At 68.4% G+C, this 26174-nt stretch carries 23 protein-coding genes; 12 read left to right on the top strand and 11 right to left on the bottom strand.

Annotated features, from left to right (window positions below; all coding sequences use genetic code 11):
* Positions 1–12: 12 nt before the first annotated feature.
* Both ACILSK_RS18175 and ACILSK_RS18170 read right to left on the bottom strand, forming a co-directional pair.
* Positions 13–447: a DUF1801 domain-containing protein gene (locus ACILSK_RS18175; protein WP_395728591.1), complete on the bottom strand. Its 435-nt coding sequence runs from the start codon at positions 445–447 to the stop codon at positions 13–15.
* Between the two features lie 82 nt (positions 448–529).
* The gene (locus ACILSK_RS18170; RefSeq protein ID WP_395728590.1) at positions 530–1354 is read right to left on the bottom strand and encodes a methyltransferase domain-containing protein; all 825 of its coding nucleotides are present in this window, start codon (positions 1352–1354) and stop codon (positions 530–532) included.
* A 137-nt stretch (positions 1355–1491) separates the two neighbouring features.
* On the opposite strand from ACILSK_RS18170, the gene ACILSK_RS18165 reads away from it, so the two are divergent.
* Positions 1492–2193, top strand: coding sequence for a winged helix-turn-helix transcriptional regulator (locus ACILSK_RS18165; RefSeq protein WP_395728589.1), 702 nt, complete (start codon positions 1492–1494; stop codon positions 2191–2193).
* A gap of 39 nt (positions 2194–2232) precedes the next feature.
* On the opposite strand, the gene ACILSK_RS18160 is transcribed toward ACILSK_RS18165, so the two are convergent.
* Complete coding sequence (locus ACILSK_RS18160; protein ID WP_395728588.1) at positions 2233–3165, bottom strand: ketopantoate reductase family protein; 933 nt, start codon at positions 3163–3165, stop codon at positions 2233–2235.
* 95 nt (positions 3166–3260) lie between these two features.
* Between ACILSK_RS18160 and ACILSK_RS18155 the strand changes: the two genes are divergently transcribed.
* The 4 genes from ACILSK_RS18155 (at position 3261) to ACILSK_RS18140 (ending at position 7883) form a co-directional block, all read left to right on the top strand.
* Positions 3261–3824: a TetR/AcrR family transcriptional regulator gene (locus ACILSK_RS18155; protein WP_395728587.1), complete on the top strand. Its 564-nt coding sequence runs from the start codon at positions 3261–3263 to the stop codon at positions 3822–3824.
* 260 nt (positions 3825–4084) lie between these two features.
* The gene (ggt, locus tag ACILSK_RS18150; protein WP_395728586.1) at positions 4085–5944 is read left to right on the top strand and encodes a gamma-glutamyltransferase; all 1860 of its coding nucleotides are present in this window, start codon (positions 4085–4087) and stop codon (positions 5942–5944) included.
* A 156-nt stretch (positions 5945–6100) separates the two neighbouring features.
* Positions 6101–7450 carry a hypothetical protein gene (locus ACILSK_RS18145; RefSeq protein WP_395728585.1) on the top strand — a complete coding sequence of 450 codons (1350 nt, stop codon included), beginning with the start codon at positions 6101–6103 and terminating at the stop codon, positions 7448–7450.
* Between the two features lie 145 nt (positions 7451–7595).
* Positions 7596–7883: a hypothetical protein gene (locus tag ACILSK_RS18140; RefSeq protein WP_395728584.1), complete on the top strand. Its 288-nt coding sequence runs from the start codon at positions 7596–7598 to the stop codon at positions 7881–7883.
* A 19-nt stretch (positions 7884–7902) separates the two neighbouring features.
* Here the strand turns inward: ACILSK_RS18140 and ACILSK_RS18135 are convergent, their stop codons facing one another.
* The 5 genes from ACILSK_RS18135 to ACILSK_RS18115 all read right to left on the bottom strand — a co-directional run bounded on the left by ACILSK_RS18135 (position 7903) and on the right by ACILSK_RS18115 (position 15419).
* Positions 7903–8823 (bottom strand): RimK family alpha-L-glutamate ligase, encoded by a 921-nt coding sequence (locus ACILSK_RS18135; RefSeq protein ID WP_395728583.1) that lies wholly within the window; start codon positions 8821–8823, stop codon positions 7903–7905.
* A complete protein-coding gene (locus ACILSK_RS18130; protein ID WP_395728582.1) occupies positions 8820–9713 on the bottom strand; it encodes a hypothetical protein in 894 nt (297 codons plus the stop codon). Before ACILSK_RS18130 ends, ACILSK_RS18135 begins: the two co-directional genes overlap by 4 nt.
* Positions 9710–11596 carry a M6 family metalloprotease domain-containing protein gene (locus ACILSK_RS18125; RefSeq protein ID WP_395728581.1) on the bottom strand — a complete coding sequence of 629 codons (1887 nt, stop codon included), beginning with the start codon at positions 11594–11596 and terminating at the stop codon, positions 9710–9712. The genes ACILSK_RS18130 and ACILSK_RS18125 overlap by 4 nt, the downstream gene beginning before the upstream one ends.
* A 182-nt stretch (positions 11597–11778) precedes the next feature.
* On the bottom strand, positions 11779–12417 hold the full coding sequence (locus tag ACILSK_RS18120) for a hypothetical protein (RefSeq protein ID WP_395728580.1): 639 nt from the start codon (positions 12415–12417) through the stop codon (positions 11779–11781).
* A gap of 86 nt (positions 12418–12503) precedes the next feature.
* A complete protein-coding gene (locus ACILSK_RS18115; protein WP_395728579.1) occupies positions 12504–15419 on the bottom strand; it encodes a DUF4012 domain-containing protein in 2916 nt (971 codons plus the stop codon).
* A 683-nt stretch (positions 15420–16102) separates the two neighbouring features.
* On the opposite strand from ACILSK_RS18115, the gene ACILSK_RS18110 reads away from it, so the two are divergent.
* From ACILSK_RS18110 to wecB, 7 genes are read left to right on the top strand one after another with little or no spacing between them, the layout of a single operon-like run.
* A complete protein-coding gene (locus tag ACILSK_RS18110) occupies positions 16103–17137 on the top strand; it encodes a polysaccharide biosynthesis protein (RefSeq protein ID WP_395728578.1) in 1035 nt (344 codons plus the stop codon).
* A 17-nt stretch (positions 17138–17154) separates the two neighbouring features.
* The gene (locus tag ACILSK_RS18105) at positions 17155–18288 is read left to right on the top strand and encodes a DegT/DnrJ/EryC1/StrS family aminotransferase (protein WP_395728577.1); all 1134 of its coding nucleotides are present in this window, start codon (positions 17155–17157) and stop codon (positions 18286–18288) included.
* A 3-nt stretch (positions 18289–18291) separates the two neighbouring features.
* Entirely contained in the window at positions 18292–18915 is a 624-nt protein-coding gene (locus tag ACILSK_RS18100) for a sugar transferase (RefSeq protein WP_395728576.1), read from the top strand.
* On the top strand, positions 18912–19544 hold the full coding sequence (locus ACILSK_RS18095; protein WP_395728575.1) for an acetyltransferase: 633 nt from the start codon (positions 18912–18914) through the stop codon (positions 19542–19544). The genes ACILSK_RS18100 and ACILSK_RS18095 overlap by 4 nt, the downstream gene beginning before the upstream one ends.
* Positions 19541–20821, top strand: a complete 1281-nt coding sequence (locus tag ACILSK_RS18090; RefSeq protein WP_395728574.1) for a glycosyltransferase family 4 protein — start codon at positions 19541–19543, stop codon at positions 20819–20821. Before ACILSK_RS18095 ends, ACILSK_RS18090 begins: the two co-directional genes overlap by 4 nt.
* Complete coding sequence (locus ACILSK_RS18085; RefSeq protein ID WP_395728573.1) at positions 20818–21933, top strand: NAD-dependent epimerase/dehydratase family protein; 1116 nt, start codon at positions 20818–20820, stop codon at positions 21931–21933. Before ACILSK_RS18090 ends, ACILSK_RS18085 begins: the two co-directional genes overlap by 4 nt.
* Positions 21930–23051: a non-hydrolyzing UDP-N-acetylglucosamine 2-epimerase gene (wecB, locus tag ACILSK_RS18080; protein ID WP_395728633.1), complete on the top strand. Its 1122-nt coding sequence runs from the start codon at positions 21930–21932 to the stop codon at positions 23049–23051. Before ACILSK_RS18085 ends, wecB begins: the two co-directional genes overlap by 4 nt.
* Before the next feature lie 104 nt (positions 23052–23155).
* On the opposite strand, the gene ACILSK_RS18075 is transcribed toward wecB, so the two are convergent.
* The 3 genes from ACILSK_RS18075 to ACILSK_RS18065 form a co-directional block, all read right to left on the bottom strand.
* Positions 23156–23827, bottom strand: a complete 672-nt coding sequence (locus ACILSK_RS18075; protein ID WP_395728572.1) for a hypothetical protein — start codon at positions 23825–23827, stop codon at positions 23156–23158.
* Between the two features lie 63 nt (positions 23828–23890).
* Positions 23891–25114: a lipopolysaccharide biosynthesis protein gene (locus ACILSK_RS18070; protein ID WP_395728571.1), complete on the bottom strand. Its 1224-nt coding sequence runs from the start codon at positions 25112–25114 to the stop codon at positions 23891–23893.
* 11 nt (positions 25115–25125) lie between these two features.
* Positions 25126–26121 (bottom strand): hypothetical protein, encoded by a 996-nt coding sequence (locus tag ACILSK_RS18065; protein WP_395728570.1) that lies wholly within the window; start codon positions 26119–26121, stop codon positions 25126–25128.
* Between the last annotated feature and the right edge of the window lie 53 nt (positions 26122–26174).

The following is a 26174-nucleotide window of genomic DNA, read 5'->3' as shown; positions in this document are numbered from 1 at the left end:
AGCAGGTAGTCCTCAGCCCGCCCCATCAACGTGCATGCGGTGGCGGATGGCCGACTGGAGTACTTCGGTGTCGATCGCCGACAGGCGCCGGAACTTGATGCAGTAGCCCGTGATGGTGGCCTTCCCGATCGAGGCCCCGTAGGTTCGCATCAGAAAACTCTTGTCGTCGAGTCCGAGCACGTAGACCGATATTCCGGACGTGTTGGCGCTCAGGCCGATCCGGTAGAACTCCCGCGACGACCCGTCGGCGTAGCTGATCGGATAGACGCCGTAGCCGATGTTGGGGTTGGCGACCACCTTGCCGCTTTCGTTCCGGCCGTCGTTGAACCACAACCGGCAATCGGGATACTCCGCGACCATGTGCGCGTGCAACCGGCGGAGATCGGCCTGCTTGGGCTCGGGATGACTCGCGAGGTAGGCCTCGATCTGTGCGGGGATATCCGTCACGGCCCAGATGCTATGCCCCAGGGCGTCCGTGCCGGGACTCGTCGACGCGACCCGGCACCCGGCATGCAGGTGGACGGGCAGATCATCGCTTCCGGGCGGAGACCAGCAGGTACTCCCACTCGGAGACGAAGGTGCCGTCGGTGGCGAGGTTGAATTCCTCGGCGAGGGCGACGAGATCGGCCCGGAACGCGGCCCGGCCGGCGTCGTTCAGCTTCCCGGCGGCCTTCAGGGTGGGTCCGTAGTTCGCGAGGAAGAAGTCGGCGAAGTGCTCGGCCCCGAGGAACCGTTGCCGCACGGCGGTGGTCCAGGTGCGCAGGTCGTCGACCTGCCCGCCGAACAGTTCGGCCACCACGCGCGGATCTCCCCAGCGGGTGGGCGGCAGGGCGCCGGCCGGCGGCGCGACGTGGCGCCCGACGGTCTGCAGCATGCGCCCGACGAAGCCCGACGGTGTCCAGTTGGCCATGCCGATCCGGCCGCCGGGGCGGCAGACCCGGACCATCTCGTCGGCGGTCTGCTGGTGGTTCGCGGTGAACATGGTGCCGATCGCGGACAGCACGTAGTCGAACCGGCCGTCGGCGTACGGCAGCGCTTCCGCGTCGCCGACCTCGAAGGTGATGTCCAGGCCCTCGGCGGCCGCCCGGCGGGCGGCGGTGTCGACGAGTCCGGCGACATAGTCGATCCCGGTGGTCGGGCAGAAACCCCGGGCGGCCGCGATAGCGACGTGACCGGTGCCGGTGGCGACGTCGAGGACGGTGCGGCCCGGGACCAGATCGACCGCCGCGACGAGCTCGTCGGCCAGCGGTTCGGTGATCCAGGCGATCCTCCCGTAATTGCCGCTGCTCCAGGTCTGATGTTGCCCGGTCTTGAGCGCCACGAGATCGGGTCCGGCAGCGGTGCTGGTCGTCATGGTGACTCCTGACAGTGACGTGGCCGGCGGTTCCGGCCCGGTGACGTCACTGAGCGTGCTCCCGGGACCGCGGTGCTGGTCAGTGCGGGTTTTGTAGTGATCCACTACAAGATCTGGAGTGAACGAGGAGCGTGGGCATGACCCAATACGGCCAGTTCTGCCCGGTGGCCAAGGCGATGGAGCTGCTCGACGAGCGATGGACCATGCTGATCGTTCGTGAGCTGATCGCCGGCAGCCGCACCTTCGGCGACCTGCAGCGAGGCGTGCCGAAGATGTCGCCCACGCTGCTGACGACCCGATTACGGACCCTGGCCCGCGCCGGGGTGATCGACCGGCACGAGCAGGGTAAGCGGGTGTATTACACACTCACCCCGGCCGGCCGCGAGCTGCAACCGGTGATCGAGTCGATCGGCCGGTGGGGCATCCGGTGGATGCCGGAACTCGGTGACGAGGACTACGACCCGCATCTGCTGATGTGGGATGTGCAGCGCCACATCGACGTCGATGCGCTGCCCCCGGGTCGCACCGTCTTGCAGTTCTGCTTCCGCGACGTGCCGCCGGGTCAGCGGAACTGGTGGCTGGTGCTCGGTCAGGGTGCGGTGGACCTGTGCGACTTCGATCCGGGTCACCCGGTGACCGGCCGGGTCGATACCCCACTGCAACTCTTCACCCGGGTGTGGCGCGGCGACGTCGGTTGGGCCCAGGCATTCCGGTCCGGCGAACTGAGGGTCGACGGGCCCGGTTCGGTCCGGCGAAATCTGCCGTACTGGCTCACCCGGTCGGATTTCGCGCCGGTCGATCGACCGGGTGATCCGGCCGGGGCGCGCGAGGTGCGGTGACGTGCGGTGCCCCCAGAGCGTTCCGGGCTGGCGTCGGCGTCACATTGCCGCGTCGAGCCGCGGTACGGCGACGTCGAGGCGCCGCGCTTCGAGGAGCGCGTCCCGGCACACCGCTGCCGGCTCGGTCGCGTTCGGGTCGGTATGCATTTCGAGGCTGGCGCGGGCGAGCCTCACCCGGGACGTCGCCAATGCGATCGCGGGTGCGACCAGCCAGGCCGGTACCCGGAACGGCGAAGTACTGGCGCGGTGGCGGCGCAGGTCGACGCCTCGCGCCTCGACGACGGGCAACAATTCACGACTGGTCAGCAGCGCCTCGCGCAGGCCGCGTCGATTCCCGATGAGCCTGGAGAGGGACCCGAGCCGAACGCCTTGCGCGTGCATCCCGGCGTCGGCGATGAAGTGGATCCAGAGCCACCCGCGGATGTCCTGCTGTTCCTGGATGATCAGGCGGGCGCGCCTGAACGCCTCGCGGGTGGCGAGACCGCGCGCGCTCGGCGCCGTCCTGAGCGTGCCGAAGACCACCCTCCGGAGGAGTGCACCGCGGAGGACGCCTGCATCGTCGAATCCGCCGCCCGCCAGCGGAAACCCCCAGACGATCTGATCGGCCGGGATCGGCCCGACCGCGGTGCTCGGTTCCGCCCAGACGTTGCCGAACACCAGGACGGTCGCCTCGCCGATGCGCGGAGCGATGAACTCCGCGGCGGCGGTCAGCCGGTGGTGCGCGACGCTGACGACGACCAGGTCGAAACCGTCGTCGGGGCCGAACTCCTCGCGAAGCCGGATCGAGAACTCACCGACGACGCGTTCGCCGGCCCGCCGGCCCCGGGCATCCAGCAGGTCGAACTGAATGGTGTCACCGTATTCGGCCGCACGACCGGGGCGGACGTAGAACTCGACGTCATGGCCGGCTTGCGACAGTGCCCAGCCGTAGATCGTGGCAATCGTTCCTCGGCCGAACATCAAGATCCGCACATCGCACCTCGTCGCTCACGGTTGAAACGGACGTTGCCTCCGCTTTTCTGATAAGTTATGGAGATGATCTCCGTTTGTCAACGAGAGGGTCTGGAGTGACCGAGAAGCGGGTCCTGCGCGCCGACGCCCAGCGCAACCGCACCGCGCTCGTGGCCGCCGCGCGCGCGGCGTTCGACTGCGGCGAGGAGCCGATCCGGTTCGATGACTTCGCCGCGCTCGCGGGTCTGGGCGTCGGAACGCTGTACCGGCACTTCCCGACGCGCGAGGCCCTGGCAATGGCCGTCTACCAGGGGGAGGTCACCGCGCTGTGCGATCGCGCCCGCGAACTGCTGGCCCGGCAACCGGCCGGCGAGGCCTTGGCGACCTTCCTGCGCGAATTCGTCGACTACGTCGTCACGCATGTGGCGCTCGCGCGAACGCTCGCCGTCCGCGTCAGCGGCCTGTCCGACGACCACGCCGAAGCGGGGTACGCGCTGGAGCGAACGGTGGCCGATCTCGTCGCTGCCGCGAGACGCGAAGGCAGCGTTCGTCAGGACACCGACCCGGGCGCACTCATGCTCATCCTGCACGGCATCGGCGCGGCCGCTTCGCGCACCCACTGGGCAACCGAGGCGAGGCAGGCCGTCGAAATACTGCTCCGGGGCCTCAAGGCCACGTAGCGATCTCCGTGGGCCGTCGGTACCCCCGGAGAGTTCCGGTGGTGTCCGTGTCGTTCTGGTTCTCCGCCAGACCGTCCACCTTCCGCGCTCGATACAGGGAGTCTGGACCCTGGTGGTGCACGAACGGGCGGACTCGGACTTGACGGGATCATTCGCTCGGCAGGGTGGCGCAGCGCTGACCTGCGGCGCACAGTAAGTGCACAGCCACCCTGAGTGAGTGATGGCGAACCGATCGTTCGGGTCTACCGCTGGAGTTGAGGATGCGCCACCTTGCTTCTCGCACGCTCATCACGCTGATCGTCGCGACCGTCGCGCTGGTCCTCGCCCCGGCCGTTCCGGCGTCCGGGGCACCCCGGCCCGCGGACCAGGGGGAGTTCCGCGGCGGCGGCCACGGCGGAGGCTCCGATCTTCCGAAACAGCCGGCGATGACCGGCAGCGGCGGTGCGGTCGCGACGGTCGACCGGGATGCCAGCCAGGTCGGCATCGACGTCCTGCGGGCCGGCGGGAACGCGGCGGACGCGGCGATCGCGACGGCCGCCGCGCTCGGCGTCACCGAGCCCTATTCCGCCGGCATCGGCGGCGGTGGGTTCCTCGTCTACTACGACGCTCGGCGCCGAGCCGTGTTCACCGTCGACGGCCGGGAGACGGCCCCGGCGAGTTTCACCGAACGCACCTTCCTGGACAGCTCGGGCAAGCCCTTGGTGTTCGCCGACGTGGTCAGCTCGGGACTGTCGGTGGGCGTGCCGGGGACGCCGGCGTTGTGGGACAAGGCAGCTCGCCAGTTCGGCACCTGGCCGCTGCGCGACCTGCTCCGCCCGGCCGAGCAGCTTGCCGCGGACGGGTTCGTCGTCGATGCGACCTTCGCCCAGCAGACCAAGGACAACGAGACCCGGTTCCGCAAGTTCCCCGAGACGGCCCGGGTCTTCCTGCCGGGCGGACAGCTTCCGGTGGTCGGCAGCACCTTCCGCAACCCCGATCTCGCCGCCGCCTACCGGACCCTGCGGTATCGGGGCGTCGACGAGTTGTACCGGGGCGACATGGGTCATGCCCTGGTCCAGGCCGCGCGGACGCCGGCCACCGCGCCGGGCGTGACCGTCTACCCCGGCCAGATCACCAGCCGCGACCTGCGCCAGTATCGGGCCCTGACGCCCGCGCCGACCCGCTCCCAGTACGACGGTCTGGACATTTACGGGATGCCGACCCCGTCATCCGGCGGAATCGCCGTCGGCGAGTCCCTCAACCTGATCGAGTCGTACCAGGGCATGACCGGCCAACTGCTGTCGGCGGTCGACGACGTCCAGTACCTGCACCGCTTCGCCGAGGCGACCGCCACCGCGTTCGCCGACCGCAACCGCTGGGTCGGCGACGTGCGCCGGGTGCCGACCCGCGAGCTGCTGTCCCCGGGCTTCGCCGACGAACGGGCCTGCCAGTTCTTCGACCCGATGAAGGCGGCGGCTCGACCGATCCCGTTCGGCGAGCCGGACGGTCGATATTCGACCGCGGGCTGCCGGCCGGCGGTGGCGCCGGCACCGGCCGACAAGGAGGAACACGGCACGACGAACCTGACCGTGACCGACCGGTGGGGCAACGTCGCCGAGTACACGCTGACCATCGAGCAGACCGGTGGTTCCGGCATCACCGTGCCGGGCTACGGCTTCCTGCTGAACAACGAGATGACCGACTTCAACTTCCAGCAGGCCGACCCGAACGTGCCGGATCCCAATCTCCCCGGGCCGGGCAAGCGGCCGCGATCGTCGATGAGCCCGACCATCGTGCTCGACTGCGGACGCCCGGTCCTGGCCGTCGGATCGCCGGGTGGTGCGACGATCATCACCACCGTCACCCAGGTCCTGCTGGGCCACCTCGACCGGGACCTGTCCCTGGTGGATGCCATCGCCGCCCCACGGCTGTCCTCGCGCAACGGCACGATCCAGGCCGAACCGGTGATCGTCGACGGCGACCTGGGGAAGGGGCTCACGGCCATGGGCCACCAGCTGGCCGGTACCCCCGAGATCGGGGCGGCCACGGCGATCCGGCTCCTGGGCGACGGCCGGTTCGTGGCGGCCGCTGAAACATCACGCCGCGGTGGCGGCTCGGCGATGGTGGTGTCCCAGCGCTGAGGCCGAGTGCCGGACCGAGGGCGCAAAGGCCGAAGGTAATGGTGATCGGCGCGGATGCGCCGTGACGGCCACCCGGCCGGCGCCTTGCCGGTGGCCTCGCGCTGTGGTTCGCTCGGTGGCGCCGTGATCGGGTGGGGAACGGGCGGAGGTGGCGTGGTGAGCAGGCACGGAGCCGAACCGCTGCGTGACGTCCGCCGGTCCGTCCGGTCCGACGAGCGCGCCGCGGCCCCGGAGCCCACGGCCGGTCCCGAGTCCGCCGAGGAGTTCGGTGGGGCGCTGCCGGTCGCCGGGTTGGTGACGGCCCGGACCTTTCCGGACGGGGAGACGGCGGCCGCGCACCCCGTCTCGACGGGTGCGGCGAGCCTGATTCGACGACGGGTTTCGGTTCGTGGGGCGCACGGCCCGCTCGACGTGTTCGGGCGTTCGCTGATGAATCCGGCCCCGACGGCGTTCGATCAGGACGCGGAGAACTTGCTGACGATCGTCGACACCACCACCGGCACCGCGCTGAACCAGATCATCAACCGGCCGCTGTTCACCGGACTGGAAGAGCTGGTGGACGCCAGCGGCTACCTGGCCCTGTGGGTGCGCAAGATGAAGGACGCGATCACCAAGGGGTACGCCGCCGGATTGTCCTCGGCCCAGTTCGGTTACGCCATCGAGACTCTGGCCTGCCATCTGCTGGGAACCAGCCAGGCGGGCTGGACCCTGGACTACCAGATCGCCTCCGGTTCGACCCGACCCGACATCGTCGCCACCAAGGGGACCCGGCAGGTGTGGCTTGATCTCACCGCCGACTCTGCGCTGAGCGTGGCCCACATCTACACGATCAAACGCTGGGATCGCAGCAACGTCTGTCCGTACCCGCATGCGGAGGTCGTCTATCCACCGATGTCCGGCGGCGTGATGGCCACGATGGTCGCCAACGCCAAGCTGGAGATGACCGGCAACCCGCCCGCCGCCCAGGTCGACGCGAACGCGATCCAGGCGAGCGTCCGCGCCGCGGAGGCCAAGCTCCGGCAGGACATCGCACGCTGGAAGACGGCGTACGCGGCGCCGTTCCGCCTGGAGGTGGCGCCGTCGGCGGCGAACCAGCGGGGAGACTCGGGCACGGATCCGGACGGCGAGGCCCGCGCCGGCGTCTTCACCTGGTTCAACCGCAACCTCCACACGATGTACAGCAGCCACCGCCGGACGGTGGGAGCCGCCGGGCGGGGTCGACGTCAGCGGTGGGCCAAGGGGGAGAAGCCGCGGATGGCGCCGACCCGCGACGTCGATCCGAAACTGACCTCGGAAAGCGCCGAGGCCGGCTCGGTGTTGATGGTCCTCGGGCTCGCGCCGGCCGCCTACGGCATCGTCGACGGAACGCCGACCCGCGCCCGCGGCATCGCCTTCCTGACCAAACTCGATCAGCGGCAGGACGAGGCCGACGTCGCCGCAGCCACCGCACCACCCACCGCACCCACCGGGAATCCCGCACCGGTCTTCGTTTTCGGCGCCCACTGAGGGTCCGCGCCCCCGGACAAGATCCGGCCGCCGCTCGCCACGCACGGTCCCGGTTCGGGCCGGACGAGCACCGCGCACCCGCTTCGGTGGGTGGATGATGACGGTGGGGCCGTGACCGTGAAGGGAGCGCGCGGTGGTGCCGTCGGTGGACAATCGCAGCCGGTTGCGGGGCGTCGTGGCCGGCCGGGTACCGCATCCTTCGCTGGCACAGTTCGACGTGCTGGAGGTCGACGTCGATGAGACGTCCCCAGTCGACGAGCGACCGGATCTGCTGGCCTCGACGGTGGGCTCACGGGTTCTGGTGACCGTCGACCGGTCGCTGTTGGACCCGGCGGTGCAGCCGGGGACCGGCGTCGTCTGCGTGGTGCAACGCACCCCCGACGGCGCGATGGCCGACCGCGATCCGGGTTCCGTGCGGCTGCTCGGGCCGTGAGCGTTCCGGAGGCCCGGGGTCAATGTCCGGCGGTGGCCGGGGTTCGGCTCAGGCAGGTGTCGATGATGGCGTCGGCGATGGCTTGGCCGGTGTTCGATTCGTAGTAGCTGTAGGCGGGCATGGGGTTCACCTCGAAGCAGAACCACTGCCCGTCCGGCCGATGCCGCAGGTCGATACCGCACAGGGGAAGCCCCAGCCCGTCGGCGAGCCGGAGGCAGCGGTCGGCGAGGTTGCTGGGGAGGTCGGTGGCGGCCAGGTCGACGTCGGCCCCGTCCCGGGCGGCATACCGGTAGTCGGTGGCCGGCGATCGGATCTCGGTGGCGAACACCTGTGCGCCGACGACGTGGACGCGGACGTCGACGCCCGGGACGTACTGCTGGAACAGGGTGGGGAGCAGTCTGATCCGCTCCAGCCGGGCGGCCGCGTCATCGTCGAACTCCCGCACGATGGACCGGATTCCGCTCACCGACTTGAAGACTGTCCGACCGTGCCGGTCCCGGAAGTCGCGTGCCGCGTCCGGGTCGCTGGTCACCAACGTCTCCGGGACGCGAAACCCGAACCGAGCGATATGTTGCTGCTGGAACGGCTTGGACGAGTTGGATTCCATCGCCGACGGCCGGTTGAGCACCACGCAGTCGGCGATCTCGGCCCATTCGAGCAGGCCCGTGTGAAACGCCTCGGCCCGCAACCGGTCGACCCGGTCCCCGACCGCGGGCAGGTCCAGCGGCCGCAGGTAGACCGCGTGCACCGTGGCCAGGTCCAGCATGGCCCCGGCCGCGACGATCGTGCCCGCCACACCGGAGTCGTCGACCGCGAGCGCCAGATCGTGCTGGGCGAGGTGCCGCTGCTCGATCAGCACGTACGGCACGCCCCGCTCCTGGGCGGCCTCGACGGCGCGCCGGAGGGGTGAATCATCCATCCGCCCGTAGAACAGGATCATCGGCGCGCTCCCGCTCCCGCTCCCGCCCCCGACGCCACCGTCAGGCACAGCTCGGCGACGGCCGCGGCGTGACCGCGTCCGGTCAGTGCGGGTCGGGTGGTCACCCGGCACAGCCGCCGCCGGCCGTCCGCCCGCTCGAAGTGGAAGGCGGCGATCGCGCATCCGGCCCGGGCGGTGACCTCGATGCAGGCGTCACCGATGGCCGCCGTCGGCGGGTCGACCGCACGGCGGCCGGCGACCAGCACCTCCTCCTCGGGGGCCGCGGCCACGCTCCATTCGGTCCGGGCCCCCGCGGTGATGTCCGTTTCCGGCCGGCCGACCTCGACGGGAATCCTTCCGCTGGCGGCCGTGTCGGGCGGCGTATACGGCCCTAGGGGTCGGGGCCGGCCGCCCGCGGCCATGGCGGCGGGCAGCCAGCGCGCCGCGGTGGCCAGTGCCGACGGGGCGACCGGCAGCCCGGCCCGGCCGGCCAACGCCAGCCAGGCCCGGGGCGACCGGGGTCCCACGTCGATGGCGTGCCCGCCGACCGGATTCAGGACCCGGTCGGCGAGGCCGGCCAGCCAGCTGGCGATCAAGGCCTGGAATTCCAGTGCGCCGTACTCGGCGTCGCGGGGGGTCGGGTTCCGCAGGCGCGGCGCCGGCAGGTAGTCCCACCGGTTCACCACGCACCCCACGTCCTCGTCGGTCAGCCAGTGGCCGTTCGGCAGTCGCAGCTGGGTCCGGGCCCGGCCGGCGGCATCGACATGGTGCCGCCAGCCGGCCGCGGCGAGCAGCTCGGGCGGCGCAATCATCACCGGACAGCTCGAGCGGGAACGTATCTCGGACCGCAACCGGCGGGTGCCGGGGTCATACGGGTGCCCGAGCAGCAGGATCGAGCGGGCAGCGGTCACCGCACCGGGGGAGTGTCCAGGTGCCGCTTGGTCGAACGGTCCCCGGGCATGTCCGACGGTGCCGGACCGTAGGACGGCCCACCGAGCAGGTCCGGCCGCAGGTCGGCGCCGATGAACGGCTCCGCCCCGCCCGACCCGGCACCGTCGCCACCGCCGAAGGCCAACTGCTCGAGCAGCGCCACCCGCTCGGTCAGCTCGGCCAGCGCGGCGGACATGTCGTCCCCGGCCGGCACCGCGGCGCCCCCGCCGAACGGATCGCCGCCGGGCGGCGGCCGGTCGGGCAGCAGGCCCTTGTTCTCGATGCGGTCCTTGATGTCCTTGCGTTCCTTGACCGGTTCCTTGGCATCTTTGATGCCGTCCTTGCGGTCTTTGGCGTCCTTGCGTTCCTTGACCGGTTCCTTGGCGTCCTTGATGCCGTCCTTGCGGTCCTTGGCGTCCTTGCGTTCCTTGACCGGCTCCTTGAGGTCCTTGTGGTCCTTGATGTCCTTGGTCACCGACTTGCCGCAGCTGACGGTGAGGTGGGCGGTCATGCTCGGCCCGGACGCGGAGATACCGGTGACCGACACGCAGGTGTCCACGCTGGCGTAGGAGTGGGAGTTCGGCGTGGACGTCGTGGAGAAGCTGGAGTTGGAGCTGGAACCGGGATACGGATCGCCGGCGTCGCCCCGATTGTGGTCGAGTTCCAGATCGCGGCGGCCATCGGCCTGCATCAAGCCGACCTTGTAGTGGTTCTCGTCGGTGTTCCCCGGCTGGGCGTCGTCGATGTGCCAGATGAGCAGGCCCCCACCGGGCAGGCTCACGTCGTACCCGCTCTGTTGCCGGTTCTCCAGCAGGAAGTACTCGGTGCCGCCGGCGCCGTCCTTCCACAGACGCAGCACGTTCCGGCTGGCCTTGACGTCCGCGATCGTCGCCGGACCGTTCGCGGTGATGTTGGTGACCGATGCCCAACCCTGGTTTGCCTTGCACCAGGCCGACGGGTGCACCGGCACGTCACCGCCACCGCCCCACGACCCCGCCGCCATCAGGCACCAATTGCCGATGCCCTCGGAGGTGTTGTCGGTGTCGTAGAGATCGGGGAACCCGAACAGCAGATGACCGAGTTCATGGGCGCAGACGCCGATCTTGGCGTCCTCGGGGATGGTCAGGTACCCGTACACCTTGGTGCCGTCGGCATTCTGGGGTGACGCCAGCACCCACTTGTGTGACCAGATGTCGCCGCTGTTGCCGGATGCCTCCCCACCGGTGCCGGCGTGGATGACGATGAACGCGTCGACGTAGCCGTTGCCGTCGTTGTCGTACGGCCCGAAGTTCACCGTCGGGTTGGCGGCGGCGAATGCGTCCTGGGCCATGTCCCGGGCGCGCGTCGTACCGGTCGGCCGACCGATCCCGAAGTTGCCGTTGGCGTACCAGGCCAGGGTCTGCGGCATCCGGAACGGCCCGACCACCTCGCCGTCCAGATCGATCAGGTTGTTGGTGACGTCCCGGTAGTACTCCCGGACACTGCCGTGGGGCAGCTTCCCGGTGGAGAAGAACAGGTCCCGGAAATGGTCAGCGGTCGCGGCCATCTTCTTGTCACTGAAGTCGACCAGCACCACGATGACCCGCACGGAGCCACGCAGCGGCGCGCGGTCGGCGGCGGCGCTGCGGATGGCCGCCAGCGGGGTGTCCAACGGGAACTCGTCGGGGGGCAGGATCACCCCGTCGTCGAAACCCAACGGGCGGGGCTGGCGGCCGATCGCCAGGACCGAGGCGACGGCCGAGTCAGCCCCGCCCTCCCGCAGGTCGGCCAGCTCGGTCTTCCACCGTTCCGCCAACTCCGGACTCGGCGCGACGAAGCACGCCTCGCGGTCAACGGCACGGACATGGTTGGTCGTCTCAGTCACTGTGGCCCCTTTGACTCAGGACGATGCGGACCCCTGAACTGTGAACCGCACGATATCGGACGTCAAGGACGTAACGGGACGAATCACCCGAATTACACCAATCAGCTCTGCGGTGCGTGAGGGCGACGACGCCCGGGTTGCGCTGACCACCTGCTCCCAGCTCGGCGCAGAGGGCCGGCCGATCAGGCCTGGTACGGCGTTCCGCTGCTTCCCTCCTCCGGCACGACGCGATTGGTGCGCGGATCGACCCGGAACGGCACACCGGCCGGCAGATCGGTCAGGTCGACCGGGGTGATGGACAGGGGCCGTTCCGATGCGGCAGCGGCGCGCGCGAGGATCCGCTCCTGCACCGCGTCCGGATCGAGGGCGGCGCCGCCCTCCAGTTGCACCTCGCGGTGCGTGCCGACCACCACGCCCTCGTCGTCGTGCACGGCGAAGTCGAGGGTGCGCCGGATGTCCAGGCCGGCCAGCACGGAGCTGCGGTCGTGGATGAGACCGAACGCGGACGCCGATCCATTGGCGTTGTCGGCCTGCAGCTGGAACGTCACATGGTCGGTGGTGAGCCAGACGTTGTTGTCGGTCAGCTTGTTGGGGTTGGGTATGGCGATCCCGCCAACGACAATGATCGGCGTGTTGACCGTCTCGATGTAGGCCAGCGCGTAGTGCGGTTGGAACGCGTCGAACCGGTCGCCGTGCTGCGTCGAGAACGAGCTCAGTTGGATGGTGGCCAGGATCGGCGTCGTCTGGAATCGGGCGGTGTGCGTGGCCCAGCCGAGCGAACCCGTGCGCGCGAGCCAGGCCCCGTAGAAGACGTTTGACATCGCTTCGCTCCCCTCGTGCGGGCGTCCGTGCGGACCGCCCTCAGCTCGTCCCAGTGTGGGCACGGCGTGGCCGAAGCGCACTCGAATTAGTGGCTGCGGAACCAGCAGGTCGGGATCGGCCGGCTCGAGATCGACACCCCTGGGCGGGTTCTGGACCGGAGCCGGCGGTGACCGCGGAGGCGAACGAATGCGGTCAGTCGATGGACACGAACGAATCGTGTCGACCGATGGTGACGCCGATGCGGTAGGTGTTCCAGCCGGCCGGTGCGGACCGGCCCAGCAGCTCCGCGATCAGGTAACCCGGGACGTCGCTGCCGGCGCAGTGACTGAACGGATACCCGCCGCCGATCCGGGGGTTCACGTCCAGCACCTGCAGCCCGGACTCCTCGGTCTCGATCAGCCAGCGGGTGGAATCCGACCGGGTCCACCGTCACGACCCGGGTCGTCACTCCTTGGCTGGCGGATTCCTTGCGGCGGGCCAGGACCGCGGTGACCTCCGCGGAATCGGTCAGGTCGCCGACGATGTCCAGGCCGAACTCGACCCCGGACAGGAACGGTTGCACCACCAGCAGGTCGGGATCGCGCCGGCCGTGCGGCCCACCGTGCAGCGCGATGGCGGCGCCGACGTTCGCCGCACGGACCACCGCAAAGCCGGAGGAGCCGCTTCCGTACCGATCCTTGATCACGAGCCGCGCCGCGGACGCTGCCAGCCTCGCCAGCCCGTCGGAGTCGGACCCGAGAACCGTCGTGGGGCAGCCGATTCCTAGTGCACCGAAGGTCCTGGCCATGGCGTACTTGTCGGCCACCACCTGCTGTCGATCCGCGTCCAGGGCGAGTACGACACCGCCGTATCCGCGCAGCTTGTCCGCGACGGGACCGGCCAGGCAGGTGAGCTCGTGATCATTGACCGACAGGAAGAGATCGGGCCGGACTCGGTCGAACACGGCGACCATCGCGTCCACGTACCCCGGGTCCGCGTAGGCCGGCACCCGATGGACGGCGTCGGCGTAGGCCGTGGCCACGGCCCGCGGATCCGCCTCGGTGATCGCGACTTCGGCGCGATACCCCCATCGCTCCAGGGAATCCCGGAACCATTGCAGCAGGTACGTGCGTCGCCCCGCCGATCCCACCAGAATCCGGACGGTCCGGCCGGTGGTCGTCATCTTCGACCCCGGGTGCACAGGAAGGATCGGTGCGCCGGCCGGTGCCCGCCCGGGCCGAAGCCGTCGGGCGCGGTCACCGGCCGCACCCGCCGATTCCGTCGACGGCCACCGGCCAGTCCGTGACGGTGGGGGTGTGTACCAACGCCGGGGCAGCGACCCCCGGTGGCACTCGCACGTAGAAGGTGACCGTGGATTCGGCACCGGCGGGCAGGTCGACGACCGCGATGCCCATGGCCCGGCCGCGGTCCGTGCCGGGCCGCAGGCTGACCGGTTGCCCAGCACGTGCGTCCGGTAGGCACCGTCCGTACTGCCGCCGGTGACGTAGGCCGGCAGACCGGGCGTCGGCCGGTACCCGAGGGTGACCGCCACGGCGGCCAGCTGGGATCCATCGGCCTGACATTGGCCACCGGAGACATCGGCCCGGCCGGTGAGGTAATAGCCCAGCTTGGAGCCGACCGCGTCGTTGAGGAAGACCCCGATCGACGATTCCTCGGTCGATCCGTCGAGCGCGCCACTCAGCCCGGTGGCGGCCAGGTCGGCCTGCTCGTCGGAATGGGTGCTGTAGTACAGCAGCCGACGTTCCGTCCCGGCCTGGCGCAGACCGGCGACGACCGACTCGGGGTCGGCCGCGCCGGACATCACCTGCCCGAACGCCGCGGCGGTGGCCGCGGCGAGGAACCGGTCCCGGGGTTCCTGGCTGGCGTCGTCGAACTGCTGGTAGGCGGTGGACAGCAAGGTCGCCACGACGTTGTCGGCGTCGACGGAAACACCCTCGACGTTCAACGCCGGAGATCCCTTCATCAGGTACGCCAGGGCGACGGGATCGACGGCCAGCACGCCGTCGACCGGGCCGCCACCGCGGGCCTGATACATCTCGACGAACAGTTGCGCCGCCGTGGGGAAATCGGGAGTCAGGTTCACGTCGGCGGGGAACGTGACCAGCTCGGGCCCGAACAGGCGCCGCTGGTCGTCGGACAACCCGCTGACCGGGGGCGTGAAGTACCGCAGGTCCCGCGCCGGGCCCTGATCGACCATGGACACCTTGCCGTGATCGGCCGTGACGAGCGCGTAGGAACCGAAGATGCCGCCGGTGGCCCGGGGCTCGGCCAGATTCTGGAACACGACGAGATAGCTGCGGGGACCGTCCGCGCCGAGCGCGGCCGGCAGCATCCGGGCGACCCGGGCCGTCGGCTCGGTGAGGTCGGCCGCGGAGTCGAGCTTGCGCTGTAGGGACGCCACCGCGTCGCCGACCGGGGCCACCACGGCTGCCCGGTCGATCTGCGCCAACTCGGCTCGCGCGGCCTGAACGGTGGCGTCCGCCTGCTGCAGTTGCGGCGCGACGGCAACGATCGGCGCCAGCTCGACCGCACCGTCCCTCGGCGCGAGGGCCGACGGATCCAGTGTCCGCGCGATGCTGTCCAGGGACGGGATGACGTCGCTGGCCAGGGTGTCCACGGTCAGGCTGACCTGCCGGATGGCATCCAGATTCGGCCCGACGAACGGAACGCCGGTGGCCAAGCGGTACACCGGGTCGTCGACCGCGGACCGGGCCGACGCCGCGTCGGCCTGCAGATCGGCGATGATCGCCGGCCGGTCGTTCGCCGGGCCGAGCTGTGACGGGTCGGCGAACTCCTGCTGCAGCGCGCTGACCTGAACCGCGGCGGCCTGAAGGTCGCGGTAGGCCTGGTACGTCCGCCAACCGACCCACGCGGTCGTCAGCAGGAAGATTGCGCCGACGCCGAGCATGATCCAGGGGATGATCGGTCGGCGCCGCCGAACTGGAGCGACCTCGGCTACCGGCCCGTCGGCGGCGTTGGTGTCTTCGACGGGGTCGGTCACCGCAGGCGTCCGTGCACCGTGTGCCTGAGCGCACTCCTCGACCGGATCGGGAGCGTGGAGACCTCCGATAGGCGATGGTGACCGAACGTAGCTTGCACTCCTGGCGAAGCCGATAGCTCATCCACGTTCGGGCGATATTCTGCGTCTTTGCCCGGCATGTTGGTGACTCGTTGCGCGGGAATTGTTTCGAGAATGGTCATAGCGGTCCGGAGTGTGACCCGTTCGGGCCGGGGCCTGACGGGAATGAACGGCACCGGTCCGTGGAGATCCCGGTCCGGTAGGCCCCATTGACCCACGTCGGCCGGCAAAGCTGTTGAGCTGCCAGTACTACGAGGTGAGTTGTGCGGCGCTCGCATCCGCTCGGAGACGCAGCGCGGACCCGCTCCGACTGGTCGCCCAGCGGCTGAGGGCTGCCCCGGTGATCGCTTCGCTGACCGCCTACCGGAGACAAAATATGCCGCGCCAACCATTGCCCCCAGCAAATGACCGAACTCTGAGCGAAACCCGGATTGACCGTACCAAAGAGCATCGGGCACGATGCATACTGTCACTGATCGTAACGCAGCGTGCGCACGGGGTGCGGGTCACTCGCCGTGGACCGGTCGCGGCAGAGATGGCACGGGCATCTCGACTCGGTCGGGTGAGCGGGACACGCAGGGGTGAACCAGCGAGGGGGAGTCGGTGTGACGGTCACGAATGCGGTCCACGGCGCGACGGTGGGCATCACCGGGGGAACCGGATCGTTCGGGTCCACCATGGTCGACCACCTGCTTCGACGTGGGGTCGCGGCCGTGCACATCCTCAGCCGGGACGAAGCCAAGCAGGACGACATGCGCCGGCGCTTCGACGATGGCCGGTTGCGCTTCTTCCTGGGTGACGTCCGGGACTACGACAGCGTCGCCGCGTCCATGGCGGGAGTCGACTTCGTCTTCCACGCCGCGGCACTCAAGCAGGTTCCGTCGTGCGAGTTCTTCCCCCAGCAGGCGGTCAAGACGAACGTCGTGGGCAGTCACAACGTGGTGGAGGCAGCCGGTGCGGCGGGGGTCCGATCGGTGGTCTTCTTGAGCACCGACAAGGCGGTCTACCCGGTCAATGCGATGGGCATGTCGAAGGCGTTGATGGAGAAGACGGCGCAGGCGTTCGCGCGGAACAACCCGCGATCCAAGACGGTGGTGTCGGTAACCCGGTACGGCAACGTCATGTGCTCGCGAGGGTCCGTCATCCCGCTGTTCATGCGGCAGTTGCAGCTCGGTCAACCGCTGACGATCACCGAACCCCGAATGACGAGATTCCTGATGTCGCTGGGCGAATCGGTGGACCTGGTGGAGCATGCATTCCTGCATGCCGAACCGGGCGATCTCTTCGTCCGCAAGGCGCCGGCCGCGACGCTGGACGTGCTGGCCCGCGCCGTGGCGGGCGTGCTGGGCTATCACGACCCGGTCGTCAAGCTGATCGGCACCCGGCATGGGGAAAAGTTGCACGAGACGCTGCTGAGTCGGGAGGAAATGGTCAAGTCGACCGATGAGGGTGACTACTTCCGGGTTCCGCTGGACAGCCGATCCCTGCAGTACGAGCTGTACTTCGACGAGGGCAGCCAGGACACCGTCCGGACCGACGACTTCACGTCCGAGAACACCGAACGGCTCGACGTGGACGCGACGATGACGCTGCTGCGTTCGCTCCCGGAGTTTGCCCCGTTGCCCGACCTGGCGCTGTGAACGGCCGGGCCCGATCCGTGGACCAGATCTGGCTGTCGAAGGCCGACGTCACCGAGGTCGAGGAACGGTATGTCCTCGCGGCTCTGCGGTCCGGTTGGGTCACTCCATTGGGTCCCGAGGTCGACGCGTTCGAAGCCGAGGTGGCCGAGCGGGTCGGTGTGGCTGGTGCGCTCGCCCTGTCGTCCGGCACGGCGGCGTTGCATCTTGCGTTGCTCGAGCTTGGAGCCAAGCCGGGGACGGCGGTTGTCGTCTCCTCGATGACCTTCACGGCTTCCGCCAACGCCGTCGCCTACACGGGGGCCGAGCCGGTCTTCGTCGATTCCCAGCTGAGCGATGGCAACGTCGATCCCGCATTGCTCTTGGAGGCCGTGGACACACTGCACGCCGAGGGCCGGCCGGTGGCCGCGGTGATGGCCGTGGACCTGTTCGGTCGATGCGCAGACTACGGCGCAGTCGTCGGCGGTCTCGCGGACCGCGCTGTTCCGCTGCTGGAGGATGCGGCGGAGTCGCTCGGCGCGCATTCCAGCGCCGGACCGGCCGGTTCGCTCGGTGCGGCCGCCGTGCTGTCCTTCAACGGAAACAAGATCATGACCACCTCCGGCGGCGGGATGCTGCTGAGCAATGACGGGTCATTCCTGGAGCGTTGCCGATACCTGTCCACCCAGGCCCGGCAACCGTGCTCGTACTACGAGCACACCGAGATCGGTTATAACTACCGGCTCTCGAATATCCTGGCTGCGTTGGGCCGGGCCCAACTGGCGCGCCTGGACGGCATGATCAACCGGCGCCGGCAGATCCGGCGGAGGTACCGGGAAGGCCTTGGGGATCTGGCCGAGATCCGGTTTCTGGGCGGTAGCGACGCCGATGACGACCGGGACAATTGCTGGCTGACCTGCGTGGTGCTGGACTCTGCGACGCCGATATCGGCGGACGGCTTGATCAAATCCATGGCGGCGGAGTGCATCGAGGCCAGGCGGCTGTGGAAGCCGATGCACCTGCAGCCGGTGTTCGACGCCGCGCGCGCCTTCGTGAACGGAAACTCGGAATTCCTGTTCGACAACGGAGTGGCGTTGCCGAGCGGATCGGCGCTGTCCGACTCGGACATCGACCGAGTCATCCGGGCTGTGCGGACCGGTCTGGGAGCGCGATAGCGGATGCGGCATTGTCGGCGCAAACGGTTGTTCGACCTCGCCATCGCCATTCCGGCGCTGGTGCTCACCCTGCCGGTACAAGCCGTGGTGGCGGTACTGGTGGCGCGCAAGCTCGGCCGCCCGATCCTGTTCCGGCAGGTGCGGCCCGGGCTCGGCGGAGAGCCGTTCGAACTCATCAAGTTCCGCACGATGCTGCCGCCCGATCCGCGCAGCGGGCGACTGGACGACGCCGCCCGCATGACTGCTTTCGGCGCCACCCTTCGGTCGACCAGCCTGGATGAACTGCCGACCCTGTTCAACGTGATCCGCGGTGACATGTCATTGGTCGGCCCACGCCCCTTGCTGATGCAGTATCTGGACCGCTACACCCCCGAGCAGGCCCGTCGCCATGAGGTCCGGCCCGGGATGACCGGCTTGGCCCAGGTCTCGGGACGCAACGCGATTGGGTGGGACGAGAAGCTCGCCCTCGACGTGACGTACGTCGATCATCAGTCGCTCGGGACCGATGTGCGGATCCTGGTCGCCACCGCCCGGCAGGTGGTCCGCCGGGAGGGCATCACCGCGGACGGACAGGTGACCACCACCGAGTTCATGGGCAGCGCCAGCGCGCTGGTATCGGCGCCATGAACCGCGATCTCGTCATCATCGGCTGCGGTGGCTTCGGCCGGGAGGTGTGGGGCCTGGTGGCGGCATTACGGGAGGCGGGCTCGTGCTGGCGGGTGGCGGGCTTCGTCGACGACGACCCCTCGCCGGTCAACCTTCGTCTGGTCGAGCGACTGGGGTCGGCGGTGATCGGAGCCGTCGACGTGCTCGCTGGGGGTGAGCACGCCGCCGTGGCGGCCGTCGGTGATCCGACCACCCGACGGCGGATCGTCGAGGGGCTGGCCGGCGCCGACCTGGAGTGGCCAGTGCTCATCCACCCCCACGCCACCGTCGGACCGGATGTCTCGGTCACGGCCGGCACGGTCATTGCCGCCGGAGCCCGCCTCAGCGTGAACGTCCAGGTGGGCCGGCACGTGCACGTCGACCAGAATGCGACCGTCGGGCACGACAGCAGCATCGGCGCGTACTCCCGGCTCAACCCGCAGGTCTGCCTCTCCGGAGAGGTATCCCTGGGCGAGGAGGTCCTGGCGGGTGCGAACGCCACGATCCTGCCCGGCCTGACCGTCGGAGACGGCGCGGTCATCGGCGCCGGCGCCGTTGTCGTGCGAGACGTGGCCGCGGGCAGCGTCGTCAAGGGGGTGCCGGCCCGATGAGGATTGCGTTCGTCACGCAGTGGTTTCCACCCGAACGCGGGACCTTGGTCTCCGCGGCCGTCGCCGACGGGCTGGCAAGCCGGGGGCATGAGGTCGACGTCGTGACCGGATTCCCGAACTACCCGACCGGAAAGATCCATCCCGATTACCCCCTGCGGCCCTATCGACGCGACGAACCCGCGGAACGGGTGACGGTGCACCGCGGCCCGCTGTACCCCAGTCACAATGCCAATCCGGTCCAGCGAATCGCGAACTACACCAGTTTCGCGGTCTCGTCGGCCTGGACGTCCCGGCGTCGGATCCGCCGGCCTGACGTCTGGCTGACGTACTCCTCGCCCGCGACCGCCGCGGTCGCCGCGGCCACCGCGCCGCGCCGGCTGCGGGCGCCGTCGTGCCTGATCATCCAGGACCTGTGGCCGGACAGCGTGACCGAGAGCGGCTTTGTCGGCGGCCGTCTCGGGCGAGGTATGGAGAATGCACTGACCCGCTTCTGCGAATGGACCTATCGCCGTTCGGATGCCATCGGAGTGATCTCGCCGGGGATGCGGCACATCCTGATCGACCGTGGGGTCCCACCATGGAAGATCCACGACACGCCGAACTGGATCGACGACGCGCATCTCCGACCGGAGCAGACCACCGATCGCGAGCAGCGCGACATCCTCGGATTGCCGGCCGGTCGACTGTTCATGTTTGCCGGGAACCTCGGCGAGCTGCAGGGGCTCGAACCGCTGGTGGAAGCGTTCGCGCAATGTCCAGCGGCTCAATTGGTCCTGGTCGGTGACGGGGTCGCCAAACCCGACCTGCAACGAATCTGCGCGGAACAGCGGCTGCCGAATGTGCACTTTGCACCGCCCCAGGACATCTCGCAGATCGGCCGGTACATCGCAGCGTCGGACGTCCAGATCGTGTCGTTGAAGGACACCCCGCTGCTGCGCGCCACCATGCCCAGCAAGGTGCAGGCGTCGCTGGCGGCGGGGCGACCGGTGCTGGCGCATGCTCCGGGTGACGTGGCCGATCTCGTGGTGGGGGCGGGGGCGGGCCTGGCGGCGTCGTCCGGCGACGTCGAGCGCACCACAGCGGCGATCCGGCAGTTCTGTGCGGTGGACGCCGATCAGCTCCGGCAGTGGGGGCAGGCCGCCCGCCGGTGCTATGACGAGCGGTTCTCGCCCGCGGCCGGGGTAAGGCGGCTGGAGGACATGCTCGTCGCGGCGATCGACAGCCGGCGCGCACATGTCCGGCGGCCGGACCGAGATCCGACGGGGGCGGCGGCGTGAGAATCGTGGTGACGGGGGCCGCCGGCTTTCTGGGTTGGCATCTGCGCGTTCGGCTGCGCCTGACCGGCGATGACGTGGTGCCGGTCACGCGGGACAACTGGGCCGAGCTGCCCGACCTGGTGGCCGGCGCAGACGCGATCATCCACGTCGCGGGGGTGAACCGGGGCCCTGACTCGGCGGTGGTGCGAGGCAACATCGACCTGGCGTCCGATGTCGCCGTGGCGGTGCGGCGGTCGGGCGCCCCGTCCAGGCTGGTGTTCGCCAACTCCACCCAGTGTGGCAACGGGTCCGCCTACGGGACCGGAAAGGCGATGGCCGCGGAGATTCTCGCCGACGCCGTGGCGCACATCGGCGGACACTGCGTCGACGTCCGGCTGCCGAACCTGTTCGGCGAGAACGGTCGGCCGCGCTACAACTCGTTTGTCGCGACGTTCGTCCACGCCGTCGTCGGCGGCATCGCCCCGACCGTGGTCGACCGCCCGGTCGGGCTGTTGCACGCGCAGGACGCCGCGCAGGTACTGATCGACGGCCTGACCTCGCAGCAGAAGCGCACCGACCCGGCACCGACAATGACATCCGTCGCCGCGGTCCTTGACACGCTGCGGGAGTTCAATGCCGTCTATTCGGACGGCGGGGACATTCCCGTGCTTCGTAGCCGCCTGGACGTCGACCTGTTCAACACGCTGCGGGCGGCGCGATTCCCGGCCGGGTACCCGATCGCCCTGACGCCACGGACGGACGACCGAGGGCGCCTGGTGGAGACCGTGCGCGCCCACGGCAGCGCCGGGCAGACCTTCGTCTCCACCACCAAGCCGGGCATCACCCGGGGCGAGCACTTCCACCTGCGGAAGATCGAGAGATTCGTCGTCCTCGGCGGACAGGCTCGGATCTCCTTGCGGCGGGTCCTGACGGACCGGGTCGTGCATTTTGACGTCGATGGGCGAAATCCGGTCGCGGTCGACATGCCGACGATGTGGGTCCACAACATCACCAACATCGGTGACCAAGACCTGGTCACATTGTTCTGGACGAACGAACTGTTCGACCCGGATCAACCTGATACCTACCCTGAGCCGGTCTCGGTTCCGATCAAGGAGGCCGCACCGTGCTGAAGGTGATGACGATCGTCGGCACCAGGCCGGAGCTGATCAGGCTGTCCCGCGTGATCGCCAAGCTGGACGAGACCGTCGACCACGTGCTGGTACACACCGGGCAGAACTACGACTACACGCTCAACGAGATCTTCTTCGAGGAACTGGGCATTCGCCGGCCCGATCACCTGCTGGGGGTGGACACCTCGAGCCTGGGCACGGTGCTGGGTGAGACGTTGATCAAGACCGAGGAGGTTCTGAACCTCGAAAAGCCGGACGCCGTACTCGTGCTCGGGGACACCAACAGCTGTATCGCCGCGCTCATGGCGAAGCGAATGCGGATACCCGTCTACCACATGGAGGCAGGGAACCGGTGCTTCGACGACCGGGTGCCGGAGGAGACCAACCGCCGGATGGTCGACCACGTGGCGGATTTCAACCTGGTCTACACCGAGCACGCGCGCAGGAATCTGCTCGCTGAGGGTCTGCCGGCGAACCGGATTGTGCTGACGGGTAGCCCTCTGCGTGAGGTTTTGACGTACTACCGGCCGGCGATCGATGCATCGCCCATTCTGGACGAGCTCGGCCTGGCCCCGGGCGGGTACTTCCTCGCCAGCGTGCACCGTCAGGAGAACGTCGACGTGCCCCGCCGGTTGGCCGCCGTGATGGACTCCCTGGCGGCCGTCAGCGACCGGTGGCAGTTGCCGGTACTGGTATCGACCCACCCGCGGACGCGAGCTCGGATGGAGGCACTGGACAACTGGATTCCGGGCCAGAGTCTGAGGTTCCACAAGCCCTTCGGTTTCTTCGCGTACAACCAGTTGCAGCGCAACGCCCGGTGCGTGCTGTCGGACTCGGGTTCGATCTCCGAGGAGAGCAGCATCCTCAGGTTTCCGGCCATCACTCTGCGGTCGGCGATCGAGCGACCGGAGTTTATCGACGCGGGTGGCATCGTCACGACAGATGTGTACGAGCCGGAGGTCACGGTAGGTATCCAGGCCACGCTGCGTTCAGCCGACCTCGGTGACGGACCACCGGACGTCGGTGCGTACAGGATCGAGAACACGTCGGAAAGGGTCTCCCGCTTCATCCTTTCGAGTACTCGTCGTCACAAGGAGTGGCTGGCACGGGAAGACTGAGCTCCGCCCGCCTTGAGTTCGCAATTGCCGGGGACCGGATACCTCGGCAGCGAGCTGGATTCGCCGGAATCACATCGGTCCTGATCCGGGAAGCAACGGCGATGCTAGTCGCGCACCTGATGGTCAGGTGCGGAGGAATCAAATACCTGGCCCCAGCCGACCAGATCCGTGGGCGCGAGTGAAGCGTTGTCGTCGATGGTCTGGCGAATCCAGGCCAAATCGCGGCGATTCACATCGGCGCGCGACCACACCAGACCCACCTGAGGTGTCAGGGATCCGAAGATAAATCTGTGGGAGAAGCGCTGGGCGGCCCGCCGATAGCAGCGTTGCTCGAAGTCATGGACGGCCACAACGCCCAAAGGATTGCGGTATCCAACTTCCCGGATCGTTCGGGATCGCTCCGCGGACGTTCGGGAGTCGTCGACGAAGATCAGGTCGAAAACATCGACGTCCGGGGGAACTGCGGATGCGATGGCTGGCGCCAACCGGAGGTCCAATCGGCTGTCGGTTCCTGCAGTCGATCCGACAGTCTCAGCCCACACGGGGTCGTCCTCGAAAGAAGCCAAGTGGTCGAGGTCTGGGAAGAAGGAGCGGTTGAGGAAGATGGAGGTGCTGTGGATGCCAGAGCCCAACTCCAACACCCGTCGTACACGGCGGACCCTTGCCAGGCCCATGAGGACTGGAAGGTGGGTGGCGTAGGGAGAGTCGGCCACAGGTTTTACACCCAGCAACGCCATCCGTGCGTCGCTAATGATTCGGCGCGAATCAATAATCATTTCTCAACTCTCTCTCCATCGACCAGGCGCCCGCCGTCGGCCAGCGGGGCCTGGGTGGGTCCTTTAGGGGGAAGCAACCGTTTCCAAACTTCGCCGGCGAACGCGGCAAGCCGCGATCGCCAAGGACGCCGCGAGAACAATGTTCGCGGCCAGGATACCTGCTGCTGCGGGGCCAGCACCGCCGTAGAACGCTCCGAGAAGCACCGCGATCAGAGCAACCACGACATTGATACCGATCAACTTGGAGACCAACGACTCGTAATGCCATGCCTGGAGAGCAGTGGCCAACGCCCGAGTGAACAAGACGGCCATGGCATTGAGAATGAAAAACCTGATGGGCCAGGAGGAGGCCGAGTACTCCGGGCCGAGAACGACGACCGCGAGGCTCGGCACTATCACGGTCAGCGCGGACAATGCACACAGCACGCAGGTAAGGAGGATGATCAGCTGGCGGCGAGCAGGAAATGCCAGCCTGGCGGCAGGACCCTGGACAGCGAGTACCGGCATCAGGGTCTGCGCCAGCGTGGTCGAAACGACCGACAGTGGCGCGAGCAAGCGAGATCCGACTGCATACGCACCTGCCTCGGCAGCGCCGGAGGCATGAGCGACGATGACGGTGTCAAGAAGCAGAAAGGCCGGTGCGACCGCTGCGATGCCGAAGTGCAGGGACCCGACCCACTGGCCGCGTATGGCGCTGGTCAAACCTCTGAAGGACGGACATCCGTTGTGAAGCATGCCGGCGGCCAACCAGCCTGCTAGTACCCCCGCCAAGCCCAGGACGCACAGGAACATTGCCGGAGTCAGCACCTCGGATCTGGCCAAGATGGCCAGGCTTGCGAGGGCCGAGAGCTTCTCGCTCAGGAGTAGGATCGCCGCGGCGACGTAGCGACGGCGGGCGATAAAGGCGGCAGTGGATCCGAGACTGACGAATACTCCTGCCGCCAGGACCAGCACGGAACCGACATCAGCGTTGATTGCCGTCAGGATCAGAAATCCTGCTATCAGGATCGCTGACCCCGTCAGAGTCCGAGCGAGGGTCAGGCTGAATGCGACTTTTCGATATGTGGCAAGTGTCTGAGTGCTGAGTTCACGGATGAGACGCGCCGGCGTCCCGAAACTCAGCACATTGCCCATCAGCTGCCCCAACCCGAGCAGCACCGCGGTACGTCCCCAGTCGACAATGTTCAGCGTGCGGATAACGATCAGGATCGAGACCGCTGACAGTAATGAGGCCGTCGCATTCGAGGCGAGATTGATCGCCGCCGATGTGACGTACCTCCTCCTCACTTTGTCCTACCCTACCGGCCGGCGAGCAGTGCTCGAGCGAATTCGACGCCATCCGGCACGGCGGGACACGAGGCGGGAGCGGGTGACAGCGCCACCGTGCGCATTGCCTGAGCCAGATTCTCCAATGTCAGGCATGACACGATGGTGAAACCCATGTCTAGGGCGAAAGATCGTATACTCGGAGGCCCAGCGACGACGAGCCGCGTGCCCAACGCACGTGCCTTCAGCATCGTGGAATTCGGTGAGTGAGTGTCGTAGGCCATGACGACCGCGTCGGCGCTCGCGACGACAGCATTCATCTCGAAGTTGCTCAGGAGTCGGTCCTCACTCACGACCGGGCATCGGAATCCGGACATCGCACGGACGGATTCCCGGTCAATCGGGTAAGTCGTCCGGTGTGGGCCGATCAAGGCAAGTCCGAATTGCCTCTCCGGGGAGGTGCGCTGTACTTCTGATATGGCGCCAGCGATCATCCGGACGTTCTTTCTGTCGGTGATCGCCCCGGTCACGACGAACCAGAATGTGTTGCTGCCGACTAGGAGATTGTCCCGGACGGCCAGCCCGGCCGCTTCGACGTCATCGAGCGTTCCGTCGAGGATAAAGGGATCGATTGCGTAGCGGCCAGGCCCGGAGTACCCGTAGTGACGTAACCAAACGACGTCGACATTGCGACGGCGCCCCGCCGCGAACAGCAGGGCGAGTTTGACCATATTCTTAGTCCGTCGGCGAAGTGGAGCGGGACGTTCCCAGCGCGGATCCCGCATGATGAGCGCGACGGTTCGACTCGGAAGCGATCGGACGGCGCCACCCAAGCGTGCAGCGAGTTCGTCGCCATGGGGAACGACGACGAGGTCTGCCCGGATGTCGATCGCCAGATCGGCGATCAACGCACGCGTCAGCGGCCCCTCGAAAATCATGCAGGGCAACTCGAGATCAGCCAAATTCTGGGCGAACTCGGGTGAGTCCGGCACGGAGCGTCCAATCGCTAGGAACACATCCTCGCCCATTGCGAGAGCCTCACTCACGATCAGACGAACAAACACGAGGAGGTGACCGCTTG

Source organism: Nakamurella sp., assembly GCF_044224575.1.
GTDB lineage: Bacteria > Actinomycetota > Actinomycetes > Mycobacteriales > Nakamurellaceae > Nakamurella.
Note: the sequence above shows the minus strand (reverse complement) of the source record. Positions and strands in the feature narration are given on the sequence as shown.

Bases quoted from the DNA above. Each gene is read 5' to 3' on its own strand.
- ACILSK_RS18135 (WP_395728583.1), bottom strand. From the start codon at position 8,823: ATGATCCTGTTCTACGGGCGGATGGATGATTCACCCCTCCGGCGCGCC.
- ACILSK_RS18075 (WP_395728572.1), bottom strand. From the start codon at position 23,827: ATGATTATTGATTCGCGCCGAATCATTAGCGACGCACGGATGGCGTTG.
- ACILSK_RS18090 (WP_395728574.1), top strand. From the start codon at position 19,541: ATGAGGATTGCGTTCGTCACGCAGTGGTTTCCACCCGAACGCGGGACC.
- ACILSK_RS18120 (WP_395728580.1), bottom strand. From the start codon at position 12,417: ATGTCAAACGTCTTCTACGGGGCCTGGCTCGCGCGCACGGGTTCGCTC.
- ggt (WP_395728586.1), top strand. From the start codon at position 4,085: ATGCGCCACCTTGCTTCTCGCACGCTCATCACGCTGATCGTCGCGACC.
- ACILSK_RS18170 (WP_395728590.1), bottom strand. From the start codon at position 1,354: ATGACGACCAGCACCGCTGCCGGACCCGATCTCGTGGCGCTCAAGACC.
- ACILSK_RS18100 (WP_395728576.1), top strand. From the start codon at position 18,292: ATGCGGCATTGTCGGCGCAAACGGTTGTTCGACCTCGCCATCGCCATT.
- ACILSK_RS18165 (WP_395728589.1), top strand. From the start codon at position 1,492: ATGACCCAATACGGCCAGTTCTGCCCGGTGGCCAAGGCGATGGAGCTG.
- ACILSK_RS18095 (WP_395728575.1), top strand. From the start codon at position 18,912: ATGAACCGCGATCTCGTCATCATCGGCTGCGGTGGCTTCGGCCGGGAG.
- ACILSK_RS18065 (WP_395728570.1), bottom strand. From the start codon at position 26,121: ATGGGCGAGGATGTGTTCCTAGCGATTGGACGCTCCGTGCCGGACTCA.